This window comes from Desulfosporosinus sp. OT (assembly GCF_000224515.1).
Lineage (GTDB): Bacteria > Bacillota > Desulfitobacteriia > Desulfitobacteriales > Desulfitobacteriaceae > Desulfosporosinus.
Window position 1 is genome coordinate 1 of the sequence record NZ_AGAF01000025.1, and the last position, 17426, is coordinate 17426.

Consider the following 17426-nt stretch of genomic DNA (forward strand, 5'->3'; position numbering starts at 1 on the left):
GTATACGTTTTACTTTACCCATGCCTCTCGAACTAATATGACGATTTTATCTGAGATTTGAACTGTGTATCATAAAGCTGTTTATAGAGACCTTCTTTTCTAATTAATTCATCATGTTTGCCAATTTCTGCGACCATTCCATTTTCAATTACAAAAATTTGTTCCGATGCGAGAACCGTTGACAATCGATGAGCAATAACAAAACTTGTTCTATTTTTTAACAATGGGACCATAGCCTTCTGAATATACATCTCAGATACTGAATCTAACGAGGACGTCGCTTCATCGAGAATAATAATTCTTGGGTTTTTCAAGATCACCCTAGCAATAGACACTCTTTGTTTTTCTCCACCGGAAAGCTTAATGCCTCTATTTCCTACTACTGTTTTATAGTTATCCGGCAACGTCATAATAAAGTCGTGAATATAGGCTGCTTTACAAGCTTCGATGATTTCTTCCTCTGTAGCATTAGCTTTCCCATATCTTAAATTTTCTTCTATATTATCATTAAAAAGATACGGTTCTTGCATAACAATGCCTATCTGCTTGCGAAGCGACTCTAAAGTTACATCTCTGATATCCCTGCCATCAATTTTAATGCTGCCCTTGATCACTTCATAAAGTCTCGGTATTAGATTCGTAATGGTTGTTTTCCCCGCACCACTAGAACCAACCAGAGCAACCATAGTTCCCGGATTTACGGAAAAACTGATATCTTTTAAAACCTGAACCCTATTGTTATAGGAAAAATAAACATGTTCGAAATCAACCTTGCCTTTTATAAACTCTAAACTAATAGCGTCCTGTTTGTCTTCTATCTCTTGTCGCTGATCAAAATACTCAAAGATTCTTTGAAATAAGGCCAACGACCGTGTAACATCAATATGAATATTTGACAGCTGTGAGACTGGCGAATAAAGTCTTACTAACAGCGCTACAAAAGCGATTATGCCTCCTATTGACATTTCGCCCTTAATGTATAAATATCCTCCATAAAAGTAAATCAGCATTGGGCCGATCGCTATAAAGGTAGTTATTGTCATCCTATACCATCTACCTACAACCGATTCCCTTATTTGCAGACTTACAACGTCTTCATTCGTCTGTTTAAAATTTTCATATTCATCCTTTTCCTTCGTAAATATTTTGGAAAGTATGGCTCCACTTATACTCAGGGTCTCTTGAATGATCTGGTTAAGATCACTTCTTTTTTCCTGACTTTTTGTTGCAATTTCCCATCTCATCTTGCCAACTTTCCTGGTGGGGATTATAAATGTCGGCAAGATGATCATACCTACTACAGCAAGTTTCCAGTTCATCATGATTAATACTGTAGCTGTAGAGATGAGAACGATAACACTACTTAAAGCATTTACCACTGTAGAGTTAAATATATCTTCAATTCCATCGATATCAGAAGTTATTCTGGTAATGATCTCCCCAGGCTTGGCCACGGAGTAAAAAGTTAAGGACATTTTCTGCAAATGAGCATACATTTGATTTTTCATGGTTAGAATTATATGTTTTGAAATCCAGACACTTAAGTACGACTGGGCTACTTGTAAAAGTCCAAGCATTATCGTGATAGCTATGGAAATAAAAATGTAAAGACTTAAAAGTTTCAAATCCTTTTGTGGCAAAGCTTTGTCCAATATATTTTTAATGAGTATCGACGGAACAAGCCCCAGAATCGAAGCCAGTATTATTGTGCCAATAACAAGAAGCAGTCTCATCCAAAAAGGCCTAAAATAGCTCAATATCCTAGCGAGCATTTTTTGGGTGACCCTGGGCATTTCTATTTTTTCATTCGCAAATCTTAATCTCCCTATCCCTTGTCTCAAGCTGTTCAACTCCTATAACTATAACGACTACTAGACTTCAATAATTATATCATAATTGTTGTTTTATACTAAAAAGACCACGCGGTTGAGCCTACTAAGAGCAACCTCCGTGGTCTAATCTTATCTTTATAGAAGGTGAATTATATTTAATTGGAAAGGTTATTAGACTTCACCCAAGCCTTAACTTCATAATAAAGGTAACCGCAAAAAATACTGATGATATCAGAACAATAGTTGCCCCAGTAGCAGTCCCCCAAAAATAAGATAAGATCAATCCGGATACTCCTGAAATAAGGGCAATCAAAACAGAGTAAACATGGTATTGCCTTATGTTTTTAGCTATATTCCGAGAAGAAGCTGCTGGCAAAATCAGGAGTGAACTAATAATAAGTATCCCAACCCATTGAATCGAAATGGTTACGATAACTGCCATAATCATGGCGAATAAGTATTCATAAAGTCGAACATTAATTCCTCTGCTGCTTGCTAGAGATTGATTCATACTGGCCATAAGAAGCTTATTAAAAATAACGGCCCATAGAACAATAACAACAACAAATACGATTCCGAGGGTCAACAAATCGGATGAACTAATACTCAACAAATCACCAATTAAATAAGCGGAGTATTTTGTAAATCCTCCGTTGCGCGAAAGTAACACTATCCCAAGCGCCATAGCAGTAGACGAAAACACACCGATGATTGTATCAGTAGAAGCTGTGTTTGCTTCTTTGACTATTAGAATTGCGATCGTAATCAAGACTGAAAAGCAGAGCATTGACCAAATAGGTTTTATTCCTAAAAGGGGAAATATTTTACCCACAATAACACCAATGGCAATACCCGTTAATGCAGAATGACCCAACGAATCAGAAAAGAAAGCCATTTTATTATTGACAATCATTGTGCCTAACAATCCAAAAATTGGCGTTACTAATAAAACACCCAGCAGAGCGTTCTTCATAAATGCATGCTGTAACCATCCGAAAGGCAGCAACAAATCGACCAAACTATACCAAAAGTGCATTAGCTACCCTATCCTTCTCATCGTTCAAATTACGTTTTGACCAATCTAGGCCAAACGTTTGAATTACTTTTTCATTACTGAATACTTCTTGCGGAGTTCCCACACACTCAATCGTTTTATTATTCACAAATGCTACACGATCAGCATATTCCGCTACTAAATTCAGATCATGCGAGACCAAGATAATTGATAAATCGTAGTTTTCTCTAAGTGTAGAAACTGTTTTATAGAATAACTCTAAACCTCTTTGGTCAATACCGGATACTGGTTCATCCAGCAGTAAGATGTGAGGAATTGGATCGAGGGAGAGTGCTAATAAAACTCTTTGTAACTCCCCTCCTGATAAAGCCCCTAATCGTTTATTGATTAAATGTTCTCCCTGAGTTCTTGCGAGACTTTCGCGAACACGTTCACGTATCTTTTTGGGGTAAGCAAACCAAATAGGTATCTTTGTATGAGCTGCGGCAAATAAATCAAGTACGCTTGTCGGAGAACTAGAGTCCAGATCAAGCTTTTGCGGAACATAACCCATGGACGGTCGAATTGTTCCTTCGTCTTTAGCATCAAGAAATTGGAGTTCTCCAGTGTGCGGAATATCTCCCAGAATAGCTTTAAGCAAAGTGCTTTTCCCTGCGCCGTTGGGCCCGATAATCGCTGTCAAATCTCCACAGTGTATGTGGAGATTGACAGCTCTTAATATTTCTATTCCACTGCGTGTAACACCAAAATTTTTTATTTTGGTACAACACAAACCACATTCGCAGGAACCTTGACAACTTTGTGCACAATTGTGATGTTTCATTCTAAGGCCTCTTGTAATGTTTTTAGATTGCTATCCATAATATTGATATAGGCATCAGCGTCCATAGGTCCCGTTACGATTGGGTCCAGCGTATAAACTTTAGCACTAGTCTCTTTCGCGATTGTATCTGCCGCTTTAGTGGAATATTGCGGTTCAGCAAAGAGAGCTTTTACATTCAGACTTTTTACTTCGTCGATTGTTTCTGCCAGTTCTTTGGCACTAGGTTCCGAACCCGGTTCACGTTCAATGACTCCCGCTATGTTCAAATTGAATTCCTGTGCGAAATAGGGGAATGCCTCATGAAAGGTAACGATATCCCGGTTTTTCACACCGTCTAAGGTTTGGTGCATTTTGTCTCTTTCCACTTCGAGCTTTTTAATGTAGGCATTAGTGTTTTCTTTATATTTAGCTGCATTCGTAGGGTCCAACGCAGAGAGTTGCTCTCCAATATTACTCACCTGGGTAATGGCATTCGTGATACTCACCCATAGATGAGGATTGTCTCCTTCATCACCTTCACCTTTAATAAGCTTAATTCCTTTACTGGAATCAACTATTTGCAAATTCGGCATTTGACTCGTAACTTTATCCATGAAGGATTCCATGCCGGCTCCGTTGGTAATCAAGAATTGTGCTCCCTCGAGATTCTTCATATCGTCAGGTGTCACTACATAATCATGAAGGCAGCCGGTCGTCGGCTTGGTCATATCAATAACCTTTACATTGGGCATATCCTTGGCAACGTTTAAAGTAAAAATGTACATCGGATAGAATGAAGCAGCGATTGTTATTGGTTTTTCACTGGTGTTGATAACTGGGCTTGAACCTGTGGTTTGACTAACAGTCGTCTTTGACTCGTTGTTAGGCCCACACCCACTTAGGACTAACAAGCTTAATAGAATTAGGCTTAGAAATTTAATGAACTTTGAATGCATTGATCAATATACCCTCTTTCGCATTTGCAAATGCAACCCATTTGCATCTCCTCTACACACATTATACTCTTTCACTCATAATTGTAAACCATTACTTTCCTTCTTAATCATTGAATTAAAAATTTATGTCGTGGTTGTAACACACTGATACCCAACGTTCGACAAGTTTTAAGGGGCAAAATGTTGCTAAAAAATTTAAAAGGATTAGAATGAACATAGAGAGTGTAGAGAACTATTAAAATTAAAGGGATGATCTTGTTGGAACAAAACCTTAAATATAAGGAAGTCCTTAAAAGAGAAGGTGTTAAAAGCACTAGGCACAGGTTCGCCATTCTAGAACTACTTGAACAGTCTGAATCTCCAGTGACGGCAGAACAACTGTTTATATTGCTACGGGAGAAGACAGCTTCGATAAATCTGTCAACTGTCTATAGGACTCTTGACACGTTTACGTCTAAAAACCTGGTTATTAAATCAAATAGGGTGGACGATGGTAAAGTGCGATATGAGCTAAATCATCATGAACACAAACACCATCTTTTCTGCGTCGGCTGTCACAAGTTGATTTCTCTGGAAGAGTGCCCCATAGGAGAACTCCAACAGACCTTAAAAAAGAAACTGGATTTCGAGGTTACTGGACACAATCTAGAAATATATGGTTATTGTCATAATTGTCAAAGGATTCATTCTTGAACGACAAAATCTGCTAGTGCCTAACAAATCATTGACAGACAATTTTATCTATGCTAGTCTTAAAAAAAGTAATTGAATAATACAAAAATGAGTACACTTTCCTTCTTACTTTGAAGAAAGTGTTTAAAAGGGAAGTCAGTTTAATTCTGACGCGGTCCCGCCACTGTAATAAGGAGTAGCCTTACAATATGTCACTGGATTTGTCCGGGAAGACGTAAGGCTATGATGAACCTAAGCCAGGAAACCTGCTCATTTGAAATTCACCTTTAGCACTCACGATGGATGAGAAGGTATGGGTATTTATGTTATAGACATATTTATAACCTCCTGCTTTTGGGTGCAGGAGGTTTATTGTTTCTCTTTTTCAGCTGGGAAAGGAGGCTATCGTTATAATGAGGCTTAACTTTGGCAAAGGAGTTGTTGATTTGAATCTCCATAAGTTCAAAAATATCGTTCTATTCGCAGCTTGCGTTCTTACTATATACATAGTATTCCCAGATAATGCCTATGCTATGCATATTATGGAAGGGTTTTTGCCGTATAATTGGGCAGCCTTCTGGTGGATAGTTATGATCCCGTTTGTTATCGCCGGTGTGCGATCAATTAAGAAAACAGTGACCCTCCACCCTAGTTTGAAGATGTTGCTCGGTATGGCCGGCGCGTTTGCTTTCGTTTTGTCAGCTTTGAAAATCCCCTCAGTGACCGGTAGCTCTTCACACCCGACAGGAGTAGGTTTGGGTACAATTCTGTTTGGACCTACTGCCATGACGGTATTGGGTATGATTGTCTTAATCTTTCAAGCGCTTCTACTTGCTCATGGCGGAATAACAACTCTAGGAGCAAACACGTTTTCCATGGGAATTGTTGGACCGTTTGTCTCTTATGGTATCTATAAGGTTACTAAGAAACTTGGAGCTCCCCTGTGGCTATCTGTTTTTCTATCGGCTACCCTAGGCGATTTAATGACCTACGTAACGACCTCCTTCCAGTTAGGGCTTGCTTTTCCTGCGGCTTCGGGCGGAGTAATGGCCTCCGTACTAAAATTCATGAGTATTTTTGCTTTCACTCAGATACCTTTAGCTATAAGTGAAGGTATCCTTACAGTATTGGTGATTAATATCCTTAGTTCTTACAGTCAAAAAGAATTGCAAATTTTGGCTATATTTACAGGAAAAGAATTACCCACCAGAAAACGGGGGATGTAAGCATGAAGCCAATTGCCAAGAACGGACTGTTGCTGGTAATAGTAGCTGTCCTAGCCTTTGCTCCGCTTTTTATGACACGCGGTGCTCAATTTGCTGGCGCAGATGATCAGGCCGAACAAGCGATCAGCTCACTCAATGCCAATTATAAACCTTGGTTTAAACCCCTGTGGCAACCACCAAGTGCAGAAGTTGAATCGTTCTTGTTTGCCTTGCAGGCTGCCATAGGAAGCGGGTTCGTCTTTTATTACTTAGGCTATTCTAAAGGGAAATCCACTGCGAGCAAGAAGGATCGGACATGATCAACATTGATTGTTACGCCTATAGCAATAATTTGAGAACGGTTCACCCCGTGGAAAAATCTCTTTTTGCAATGAGTACCATGGTGGTCTGTCTAACCTCGACGACAGTGATCACCCCTCTTATCGTCTTAGCCTTCATGGCTGGAGGGATAATCATTAGAGCTGGTATCCCAATCCGGGTTTTTCTTAACCTTATGTTCGTTCCTCTTTCCTTTCTCTTTATTAGCGTTTTAACGATTGCTTTTTCAATCTCGACCAATCCTTCAGGATTTTGGCTTGCTCAAACCATTAAGGGGCTAACCATTGGGATCCATTATCCCGATTTAATCACCGCGATTCATCTGTTTCTAAAATCATTAGGAGCTGTTTCTTGTCTATACTTTCTAGCCCTTACTACTCCTATAACTGAGATAATTACCGTACTTCATAAAATGAAAGTCCCCGTAATCATTACTGAATTAATGGTGCTCATTTATCGTTTTATCTTTGTCTTTATGGAAACAGCCACCACCATTCGACGCGCCCAGTCTTCCCGTTTAGGTTACGTGTCCATGAAAAGTTCTTATCGCTCTCTCAGTCGCCTTTTTACTTCGCTTCTGGGGAAAGTTTTTGTGAAATCTCAAGAACTCTACAATGCTATGGCAGCACGATGTTACACGGGAGAAATTAAAGTACTAACTAAGAAGTATCCTATTAGCTTCAGAAATTACATTCTTATCATTGTGTTTGAACTTCCTTTGATCTTGTTGAATTTGCTTGGGAGGTCATGAATTTGCCAGAAGTTATACTTGAAGCCGTAGATTTAAAATATTCTTATCCTGATGGTACGAATGCATTACGCAAAGTGTGTTTGCAAGTTGAAAAAGGAGAAAGGCTTGCCATTCTGGGATCAAACGGAGCCGGAAAATCCACTTTATTTATGCAGTTTAATGGAATCTATCGTCCGAATTCAGGCTGTATAAAGTACCAGGGACGAGATATTACATATTCCAACAAGGCCTTGATAGAATTACGCAAGAAAGTGGGAATTGTCTTTCAAGATCCAGACAGTCAGCTATTTTCGGCTAGTGTTTATCAGGATATCTCGTTTGGCCCTCTCAATCTTGGACTTTCAGAAGAAATAGTGGCGGCTAGAGTTAAACAAGCTCTGATCGACACAGAAACCACAGACCTTGTCGACAAGCCCACTCACTTATTAAGTTACGGACAGAAAAAGCGTGTTTCTATCGCAGGCGTTTTAGCAATGGAACCAGAGGTAATTATATTTGATGAACCAACAGCGGGACTGGACCCCCGTCATGCACTCGAGTTTATGCAGCTTCTGAAAAAATTGCGAGACAGCGGAAAGACAATTATCATTTCCACTCATGATGTTGATTTAGCCTATTCGTTTTCAGACCGGATAGCTATTATGTGCAGTGGCGAGATCATCGGCCATGGAGAACCGAGTGAACTTTTCCTGCAATCGGACCTTATTCAACGTGCTGATTTGGCACTTCCTTGGCTGATTGAAATGCATAGCGAGTTAGTGAAGAAGGGCTGGTTGCCTCCATCTACCCCTTTACCTAAAACAAAAGAAGATCTACTTCGCAACATTCCGCCCAAGAGCGATCAGCAAAGTGCATAGAACAAGTTTAAACTATAGAACCAGCTCTCTAGGACAGCCGATAAAGCTGTCCTTTCTTTTTTATTTATTATCGAATGAGGGCATTCTTAAGGATAGAACGCAGCAAATAACATAAACTACAACTCAATATGCTTTAACTATTTAATCTACGGAGGAGGCGCCTTCGATGAATCGCACAGATAATAAAAAATCAACTTCACTAGCATTCCATCCCGAACTGCGGCGCATCTTACTTGCGAACCCCACTCGTGAATCCTTGAGTACGATAATTGAATACCAACTCTTTGATCAACCCTGTCCACCCCTTGCAGACGATATTTTGCGCCTATTGCCGTATTGGGAACAGCAAGCCTGCGAAGGAAACGTAGTTTTAGCAACTCTGATTCAGTACATGACTCAGCGCTCCCCTCGCTTTATGAAAAACGAAAAGATGATTCAGGCCAACCTGCTGCGCATTCGAATATTATCCTCAACGCCGGGCATTTTCTCATTTCCGCCGTTTGAGATTCAAGAACACCTCATGCAATTTTTGCAGACATCCGACGTCTTAGCTGACCTTCCAGAATTAGGGGTAGTCGCCTTTTCGCTGGATGAGATAAACCCCCTGGCTTCTGATTTAACACGTTTTCGCCTGACTCCTCACAGTCGCCGCTATATCCAAAACTTATTTCACCCTGAAAGGCGTGAAGCCATCCTATCGGTTCTGGCTCATATCGCCAAGGTTTACCCCCTAATATCTACTTGCCGTCAAGCTTATGCTCTCATGCTATCTCTTGATAACCCCGACATCTGGGCAAAACACCCCTTTTGCCTGCGCCTCATAGCCAATCGCTTTTGGGAGTATAAATTAATGGCTGAATGTTGATGTTGATGCTCCACATCGTTAAGTGAATAGCAATGCAGCGTGTGTGAACACGGTAGTGACTCCTACTTTAAGTAAATACAGCGCTCCATACTTGGAATATACGGGGACCATTCATCATTCGGATGGTTCTCTTTTGCTTGCTCAAACTGGAAAAGATCAGCATCCATAACATCCGCATAGTGAATCACCAACGCTTCCATTAGCTTCGGTCGTTTAGGAGACTGCCATTCGTATTTTCCATGATGGCTGGTAATAATATGCACCAACTTAGATCGTAATTCACGTGGGAAATCAGGGATTTGCGCGATCTCTTCTGTTAAAATCTCGATTCCTATGATAATGTGGCCCAGAAGACGTCCTTCCGTTGTAACCTTAATCCCTCTATCGTAAGTGTACTCCCCGATCTTTCCCATGTCATGCAAAAGGGCCCCAGTCAAGGCTAAATCGCGATTAATTGCTGGGTAATGCCCCGCAATCCCATCCACGATCTCAGCTACTCTAACACTATGCTCCCAAAGCCCGCGAAGATAGGCCTGATGAATTTTCATAGCAGCAGGAGCTTGCCGATAGGCCGTTCCCCATTCCGGATGGGCTAGGAACTGTTCTAGCAGGTTTTTAAGCTTAGGATGGCTTATCTTTGCCAAGATAAGTTTTAGACGATTTTCTAACTCTTCAGCTGTGACAAATGAACTCGGCAAAAGAGCACCTAAATCTACGTCTTCCTTGGGAATCATTTGGATGGTCTCAATGGTAAGATCCAGTGTGCCACGGTACTCTGAAGCAACTCCTTTGACGTTGAAGATATCCTGTTCTTTTAACCACATAAGAACTTGTGGTTTATAGTCCCATATTTTCCCTTGAATCGTCCCAGAACGATCCTGGCAGATCAATGAGAGATATGCTCCCGGCTTTTGTCGAAAGGGAACCTCTTTCCATTCGGTGACTAGTACAGTCCCCTCAAATCGTTCCCCATTTTTACAATCTTTCAGCATTGAATTCATCCTTTCTTTTACCGCTCATAGTACAACCATTATAACAAATCGCAAAGACACCGAAACCCCACCCGTTATACGAGTGAGGTTTCGGTCGTTACTCTGCGGACTCATTAATTATTTAACGGCAACATCCTGAAGATTAGCATATTCTTGAGCAAACATTTTTTGGGGATCCAGAATAATAATCATCCGGTCTTCAAGTTTTCCAATACCAGTGATGAAATTTTCATTACCGACACTGAGAAAACTTGGCACCAACTGCACCTCTTCATCTTTCAACTTAACTATATCTGTAACCTCATCTACAAGACAACCTGTAGCTGATTCATTGACATTTAACATAATAAATTTGCTTTCGTTGGAGATTTCCTTGTTGATTAAATCAAACTTAGTCCGTAGATTGAAAATATAATTCACATTCCCACGCAAATTTATCATGCCTTCTATCGATTTATCTGTACCAGGCAAATTCTGCACTTTATATTTTCTTGCCCGCAAAATACCGTTAACAGCTAAAACATCAATACCATATTCTTTATTATCTAATTCAAATACAACTAATTGGACGCTCACCAATGATCGCCGCCCTTCTATAAAATCCCTACTTACTAGGCATTCGTAAGATCATTTAATTGTTCTGTAAGACTTGCAATTTCCATGACGCTTACTGTCACTTGTTCAATGGCAGCTGTTTGCTGCTCAATAGTAGACGTTGTTTCATTTCCCATGGTTACTGTTTTGTGTACCGAATCCTTAATGATTGTGGTTAAATCTTTGATTTTACCAACTGTTTCTTTTGAATCGGCCGAAAGCTTCCTGATTTCTTGGGCTACAACACCAAATCCTAGTCCAGCCTCACCCGCTCGTGCTGCTTCAATTGCTGCATTTAAACCTAATAAGCGGGTTTCATCTGCAATTTCCTTAATAAAATCCATTACCTCATCAATTTTGCCGGTTATCGCATTAACATTTTTTATCTCGTGATTCAAGTTCGCCTGATTATTACTTATATCACTTGCAGAAGCCGCCAATTGTTCCATAGTTGCAGAAATTTGTCCCAATCCATCGTCGAGTATAGTTGTTACTGATTTAAGCTTTCGCTGTTGATAAGCAGTGCTCGACATATTATTAGCAACAATAAACAATACGTTAGCCGCAGCTTCAATGCTCTCGCGCGACAACTTTCGAACTTCTTGGACTGCCTCGACATATCCTTCCTCATCCACACCGATTTCGTTGGCAATCTTACGGTACTTTTTATCGTTAGGAACATCCGTTAATACTTGTCCCCCTAAAATAGTACCAATCTGCCGCCCTTCCAGCATAATCGGTGCAGCAAAGTCTATCAGTCCTGCATGACATTCATAGATTACTGGTTTACCTGTCCGAGCGGCTTCTTCTCCACCTTTGCGATGTGATTCAGCACACCGTTTGTCACCGCATTCTGTAGAATGGGTATAATCCATACAAAATCGAGTGTAACTACTTGGATTTGTAATAGGGGTACCGTCAGGGTCAACCGTTACACTTGCCAAACCAACACCTTTAGCAAAATCATCTTGGAATCGCTGCAAAAAATCAATGTCTATAACATCCTTGAGCTTCACTGTACTTATGTCCAAACTACCACCTACATTTTTTCCATTTGCCTCGTGATATTGACTCATTACCATTCCTCCTATTAAATACGCTCTAATCAAGAAATATATGTGCTCGCTTATATTCGATACAAAAAGCAGATACTCCTTCTTTTTTCTTTATATTTCGACATTATCGAATATTATCTACTTCTTTTACTTTTTTAATGATTTTCGTATTGGCGTGTAACATATCTAATTGATTACCTCCAATGACTTGCAACCGAATCCAAAGGTGTTAGAATGAGATAAAGTTGAACGATGAGGAGGATCATGAATCCGCATGGATCTTAACCATACAACGAAGATGAAAATTAACATTACCCAGAAAGCTTTAGAGCTCCTTCAAAAAGCAAAAAAAATCGAACTATACATTGAACGTTTTGTAGTTACGGATTGCTGCGTCCCGCTTTCCACGCCTCCTGCCGTACGCAAAGGACGCCCTCACAAGCCTGAAAATTTTTATGCATTCGAAGTCGACGGAATTACGGTGTATTATGATCGTAATCTTATTAGCAAATCAGAAGTTACTATTGATGCTCAAGGTTTTGGCTTTATTAAAGGGCTCATCGTTACAGATTGGGTTATAAAATACTAAAGTCGACCTCCTCTTCCCTGCCAATTAGAAAATAGGGTATCGTCTGTGGGGTTTAATTCATCGACGATAGAATTTTCGATGAATCATATTTGAAATAATGTTTCGTGCCGTCTCCATCGGTATAAATGTAGTATTGAACCCCGCTGATTATCTGTTCAGTGATCTGTTGATTCAAGTTAAGTCTTCAGCCGGGGCCGTATTTAAGGTTAGTATCTTTCTCATTGCTGTTGTATTTGCTGGAAATTCATTTTAAATTTCCAAACAATACAAAAACCATTTTTCCCGCAACCAGTTAACTAAATTTAAGGGAGATGACTAAAACGGTTGTTTAGCCATCTCCCTTATGCTTAGCAATTAAAAGTCGGGAACAATAAGTGTATTCTATTGGTTTCCTAGAGAATAACCAGTACCCATCTATCCAACATGACCTTAAGTTTACTTCTCATATCTCTTTGAACCCAAAGTTTTTCTTATTTCATAATGACCCAACTCCCACGGAACCCTACGTGCAGATTTTCCTGTACCAGGCTCTTAGAAAATTGGCTTACTGCATGCGTATACTTTGAATGCGGTTGTCTAACCGCGTGTTCTTTTGAGCTTAGCAAGGCGAAACGGCGTGGTGATTTGGTTTCGGGGATGGTGACCTGGATATGCATTCAAATTACTGTCCGGCTGTGGTTGAAACAACAAAAATCCATATATGAATTTTCTTTTTCATAAACCATTCCTTTCTCTTGCCTAATGAAAATATTCTAAGAATCCTTTAATTCTAAGAAATATGACGGAATTCATAAGTCTCCACCTGGGTTCAAGTCATTTTTCTTCTACATAATTCCACCATTATCCTTTATTTCCTTTGCGCACGTTGTGCGTTTCATATATTTTTTTTTCAGAAATCATCGCTCCTGCGCTGCGATGTAAGACAACCGACTAACCTCATGCGAAAGCCTCTGGGGGACAAGAGCATGTCGGCAAAGTCAGGATTAGACTGCTAACGCTGTCGAGTTGCCTGGCGAGTCAGGCCATATATGGTAAAGCCTGTGGGCTGAACCCGGGTCTGTGGCTAAAAACACTGCCGTCATACACCGGCATTAATGGGTATCCCCAATATCAGGAAAGTTGGGTATAAGCAGGCCTATTGACGCACCTGTGGTGAGCAGGGTAACGACCAACCGGGTACCTAAGTATGGATATACTATATGAAGCTGTCAAACGTGACCTGCCGAAGTGCTGCATTACGGCATATGGCAGAGAGCCCTAATAGTAGCCTAACGGCCTTCTGTAATGGAAAGCACATGGTGAAGGGGGGCAGTATTCCAAGTTCCAATTTTGAGAGGAGTTGCTTTGAATGAGGCAATCAAAACTCGTGGAAAGATTGGAAGGTTATCGCCGTCGGAACAGTGCCGACCATTGCTACGTCAACAGTGACCTTTATCGCTTGTTCTACAGCAGAGACCCTGTACATCATCGCTTACAACTCCGTTAAGTCCAACGACGGAGCAGAGACCTCTGGCGCAGATGGCACCTCCCTGCATGGCTTCTGCGAGGAATGGATTACGGAACTTATCGCTTCCATGCGCGACCAATCCTACCAGCCTCAGCCAAACAGAACAACGATGATACTAAAAAGCAATGGCAAAATGCGCAAACTCGGCTTTCCAAACGGAAAGGACAAGCTCGTTCAGGAGGCAACCCGCATTATCCTGGAGTGCATCTACGAACCCACCTTTTCTAACCTTTCTCACGGTTTCCGGCCAAAACGGTCTACTCAAAGCGCCATAGCCGAGGTAGAGACGTGGAGAGGTACGATTTGGTTCATTGAGGGTGACATCTCCGCCTGCTTTGATGAAATCGACCATCGCAAACTTGAGACAATACTTCGTGAGCGTATCAGCGACGAACATTTCATACGGCTCATCAACAAGATACTCAAGGCCGGTTATTTCGACATGCAGCACATTTATCATGGGACCAAAACCGGAAACGCACAGGGTTCTTGTTGCAGCCCCATACTCTGCAACATCTATCTCAATAAACTAGATAGATTTATGAAAAACAACATTGAAACAGACACCTCAGGTCGCTATCGTCGACAAAACCCTGACTACGCCAAAACAAGATACCTTTACAAAAAGGCGATCAGCAACGGCAGTGACCCAGAGATCATTAAGCACCTGAAATCTGAAACAAAGAAACTTCCGACCAGAGATAGGTACGACCCCAATTTCCGCAGAGTAAAATATGTGCGCTATGCCGACGATTTTCTGATTGGCCTAATTGCTCCTAAGGCCAACGCAATCGCCTTGAAGCAGAAAATCAAGGAGTTCTTGAAAAATGAACTCTGCCTGAGGTTGAGCGATGAGAAAACCAAAATCACACATGCCACAGATAATGACGTAACTTTCCTCGGATATATCATCCGCAAGGGCATTATCAAACACAGCAAATTTTCTCAATACAACCCTTTTGATTCAACCATCCGTATTTTCATGAATACGGATGGTATTCTGAAAAAGCTACGTGAAAATGGTATGTGCACAGGCAATTACTATCCCATTGGTATCTCTCGCCTCCTTAGGAACCCCCCGGAAGAAATCATCAAATACGGCAACCAGGTACTCCGCGGACTCCTGACCCAGCAACGCGGCTGCTCCAATTTCTTTAAGGGCTGGCGTATTCAATACGTTGTAATGTTTTCTATCGCTAAAACCCTGGCACGAAAATTTGACATCAGCATTAAGAAAGTATTTGCCCGCTTTGGAAAATCTCTATCGGTTAGTTTCAGAAATGCTAAGAATAAAGTCTGTACAGTTTCCTTGGCATTATACAAATCCTTTGCTAGGCAAAAGAACTTCTTCACCATATTCAAATCGGCAACTAAATCTGTATTCTTGCCTCAGTACAACTTGATTGACCCCCTGGCCAGTGTCTGCTATATATACGGCAATCCGAATTTTCGTGTCAGCATGTACCACAGGAAAACAAAGAAGAAACTCGAGAAGCCATACTCTCCGATTGTCACTGTCATGCTGGATATCAACCGGCGACAGATACCCCTCTGCGCTCACTGCTTTGCCGATGCCGAAACCGGCAGGTTTCAGCTTAATCAACTAAAACGACGATAACCCATCTGGAATATGGAGAGCCGTATGCGGTGAAAGTTGCTTGTACGGTTCGGGAAGGGGCGGGTTACTTTGTTAATCCGCCTATTTCATGCATAAAGTAACACAAAAAAACCCACCGCTAATGCCAAAATGCTCCGGTGGGTAGAAATGTATTAATGAAATAATTCTTCATGATTTTGTTTGATGTTGTATTGATTCTAATAGTAATCTCTGCCTCTCTCTATTTTTCCGTTCTGGTGGGAAACTGAGGTGTCACATCAAAGGTCATTGATACATCTTTTAAGTGCTCGGTTATCTTCAAATGCTGTGGGCAGGCTTTCTCACATTCCTTACAACCAATACAATCACTTGCTTTACCATGATTATTTGCCGTAAGGTTTAAATAATAGACAAACTGACTTGAAAAATTATCCGTCGTAGCACGTTTGGTACTGTTATATAATGCAAAGTAATCCGGGATAGCAATCTTTTGCGGACAGCCCTTTTCGCAATATCTGCAGGTTGTACAAGGAATTGCAGTATTTTTATTAATGATTTCGCTTACCTGATTGATAATCTTGTACTCTTCATCGTTCAAAGGTTTGAAATTCGCCATATAGAAAGTATTATCAAGAACCTGTGGCAATGTATTCATTCCACTCAGTACCATAATGACCCCTTCCTGACTGGCTGCAAATCGGATTGCCCAGGATGGAATGGATGCTTCCGGATTATATTCTTTCATTAACTTTTCTGCTTTTTCCGGAACTAAAGCAAGAGAGCCTCCTTTACAGGGTTCCATGACAATAATTGGTTTGCTATGCTTTCTGGCTACCTCATAGCACCTTCTTGACTGAATGCTTGGATTTTCCCAGTCAATATAATTGATCTGTAACTGCACAAAATCCAATTCAGGGTGAGCCGTTAAAATCTCATCCAGCAATTCCGGTGTATCATGGAATGACATACCAAGGTTCTTGATCTTACCTTCTTTCTTTTTATTAATTCCAAAACCAAAGCTGTCAAGTTCACAGGCCTTCTTATATGACATAACGCCAATATTGTGGAGCAGATAATAATCGAAATACTCCACACCGCACTTTTCCAGCTGTTCATTAAAGACTTTTTCTTGATCTTTCACAGTTTTTACATCTCTCATAGGAAGCTTAGTCGCAAACGCAAATTCATCTCGTTTATGTCTTTTTACAAGAGCTTCTCTCATTACGTCCTCGCTCATGTAACTGTGATAGACATAAGCAGTATCAAAGTAAGTAAATCCTTTTCCCAAAAAGGTATCTACTAGTTCGTTTAGCGTCTCTGTATCAATAGAGGTCTGGTCATTTTTATCAAAAAGTGGTAACCTCATACATCCAAAACCTAATTTTTTTTCCATATTACTTTTCTCCTCTCCTTCTGAATACTTCTTATGGTTATCGACTCTACCCTTAACAAGGACTAACTTTAAGATATTTATCGGATAGAGATCAACCTCGTATCATAGTTTACCACCTGGAGTTAACTCCAAGTCAAGTATTTTAAGGAGTAAGTCCCTATCCATATTAAGCTGTTTCTTTTTACTTGCATCCCTACCAATTAGTTCAGTTATTAGCATCCATGGTACAAAAATGAGGACTACCAAATGGCGTTAAACTTTTCAGAACTTTGAACTTAAACTTTTTAAACCATCTATATTGATTCCTGCGAAAAGACCACTGTTGGTACTTAATATGAATCCTGAATTTAGGGACAATTGCTTGATCTCTTCAATTAAGCTGAGCATCTCCGCTGAATTTTCCGG

16 protein-coding genes, 1 pseudogene and 1 riboswitch are annotated in these 17426 nt (G+C 40.5%); of the genes and pseudogenes, 9 read left to right on the forward strand and 8 right to left on the reverse strand.

Annotated features, from left to right (window positions below; translation table 11 throughout):
- Positions 1-32: 32 nt before the first annotated feature.
- The 4 genes from DOT_RS02035 to DOT_RS02050 all read right to left on the reverse strand — a co-directional run bounded on the left by DOT_RS02035 (position 33) and on the right by DOT_RS02050 (position 4605).
- Complete coding sequence (locus DOT_RS02035) at positions 33-1793, reverse strand: ABC transporter ATP-binding protein (RefSeq protein ID WP_050809803.1); 1761 nt, start codon at positions 1791-1793, stop codon at positions 33-35.
- Positions 1794-2010: 217 nt separating this feature from the next.
- Positions 2011-2868, reverse strand: a complete 858-nt coding sequence (locus tag DOT_RS02040; RefSeq protein WP_009613497.1) for a metal ABC transporter permease — start codon at positions 2866-2868, stop codon at positions 2011-2013.
- Positions 2852-3670, reverse strand: coding sequence for a metal ABC transporter ATP-binding protein (locus DOT_RS02045; RefSeq protein ID WP_009613499.1), 819 nt, complete (start codon positions 3668-3670; stop codon positions 2852-2854). Before DOT_RS02045 ends, DOT_RS02040 begins: the two co-directional genes overlap by 17 nt.
- Complete coding sequence (locus DOT_RS02050) at positions 3667-4605, reverse strand: metal ABC transporter substrate-binding protein (protein WP_009613501.1); 939 nt, start codon at positions 4603-4605, stop codon at positions 3667-3669. The genes DOT_RS02045 and DOT_RS02050 overlap by 4 nt, the downstream gene beginning before the upstream one ends.
- A gap of 249 nt (positions 4606-4854) precedes the next feature.
- Here DOT_RS02050 and DOT_RS02055 point away from each other — a divergent pair, with 249 nt between their 5' ends.
- The 6 genes from DOT_RS02055 (at position 4855) to DOT_RS02080 (ending at position 9294) form a co-directional block, all read left to right on the forward strand.
- Positions 4855-5298 carry a Fur family transcriptional regulator gene (locus tag DOT_RS02055; protein ID WP_085930970.1) on the forward strand — a complete coding sequence of 148 codons (444 nt, stop codon included), beginning with the start codon at positions 4855-4857 and terminating at the stop codon, positions 5296-5298.
- Positions 5299-5370: 72 nt separating this feature from the next.
- A riboswitch (cobalamin riboswitch) is annotated at positions 5371-5566 on the forward strand.
- A gap of 124 nt (positions 5567-5690) precedes the next feature.
- On the forward strand, positions 5691-6503 hold the full coding sequence (locus DOT_RS02060; RefSeq protein ID WP_083823904.1) for an energy-coupling factor ABC transporter permease: 813 nt from the start codon (positions 5691-5693) through the stop codon (positions 6501-6503).
- Between the two features lie 2 nt (positions 6504-6505).
- Positions 6506-6802, forward strand: coding sequence for an energy-coupling factor ABC transporter substrate-binding protein (locus DOT_RS02065; RefSeq protein WP_009613507.1), 297 nt, complete (start codon positions 6506-6508; stop codon positions 6800-6802).
- Positions 6799-7572 (forward strand): cobalt ECF transporter T component CbiQ, encoded by a 774-nt coding sequence (gene cbiQ / locus DOT_RS02070; protein WP_009613509.1) that lies wholly within the window; start codon positions 6799-6801, stop codon positions 7570-7572. Before DOT_RS02065 ends, cbiQ begins: the two co-directional genes overlap by 4 nt.
- 2 nt (positions 7573-7574) lie before the next feature.
- Positions 7575-8429, forward strand: coding sequence for an ATP-binding cassette domain-containing protein (locus tag DOT_RS02075; protein WP_009613511.1), 855 nt, complete (start codon positions 7575-7577; stop codon positions 8427-8429).
- Between the two features lie 166 nt (positions 8430-8595).
- Positions 8596-9294, forward strand: a complete 699-nt coding sequence (locus DOT_RS02080; RefSeq protein ID WP_009613513.1) for a hypothetical protein — start codon at positions 8596-8598, stop codon at positions 9292-9294.
- Positions 9295-9356: 62 nt separating this feature from the next.
- Here DOT_RS02080 and DOT_RS02085 read toward each other — a convergent pair whose 3' ends face one another.
- From DOT_RS02085 to DOT_RS02095, 3 genes are all read right to left on the reverse strand, one after another.
- A complete protein-coding gene (locus DOT_RS02085) occupies positions 9357-10286 on the reverse strand; it encodes an HD domain-containing protein (RefSeq protein ID WP_040410987.1) in 930 nt (309 codons plus the stop codon).
- 117 nt (positions 10287-10403) lie between these two features.
- Positions 10404-10862, reverse strand: a complete 459-nt coding sequence (locus DOT_RS02090) for a chemotaxis protein CheW (RefSeq protein ID WP_009613517.1) — start codon at positions 10860-10862, stop codon at positions 10404-10406.
- A gap of 35 nt (positions 10863-10897) precedes the next feature.
- On the reverse strand, positions 10898-11956 hold the full coding sequence (locus DOT_RS02095; protein ID WP_009613519.1) for a PocR ligand-binding domain-containing protein: 1059 nt from the start codon (positions 11954-11956) through the stop codon (positions 10898-10900).
- A gap of 253 nt (positions 11957-12209) precedes the next feature.
- Between DOT_RS02095 and DOT_RS02100 the strand changes: the two genes are divergently transcribed.
- The 3 genes and pseudogenes from DOT_RS02100 to DOT_RS02105 all read left to right on the forward strand — a co-directional run bounded on the left by DOT_RS02100 (position 12210) and on the right by DOT_RS02105 (position 15649).
- Positions 12210-12524, forward strand: a complete 315-nt coding sequence (locus DOT_RS02100; RefSeq protein ID WP_009613521.1) for a CC/Se motif family (seleno)protein — start codon at positions 12210-12212, stop codon at positions 12522-12524.
- A gap of 97 nt (positions 12525-12621) precedes the next feature.
- Positions 12622-12777, forward strand: coding sequence for a hypothetical protein (locus tag DOT_RS30140; protein WP_157998389.1), 156 nt, complete (start codon positions 12622-12624; stop codon positions 12775-12777).
- A gap of 1095 nt (positions 12778-13872) precedes the next feature.
- Positions 13873-15649, forward strand: a pseudogene (locus tag DOT_RS02105) (reverse transcriptase domain-containing protein).
- A gap of 220 nt (positions 15650-15869) precedes the next feature.
- Here DOT_RS02105 and DOT_RS02110 read toward each other — a convergent pair.
- A complete protein-coding gene (locus DOT_RS02110) occupies positions 15870-17021 on the reverse strand; it encodes an aldo/keto reductase (protein WP_009613527.1) in 1152 nt (383 codons plus the stop codon).
- Between the last annotated feature and the right edge of the window lie 405 nt (positions 17022-17426).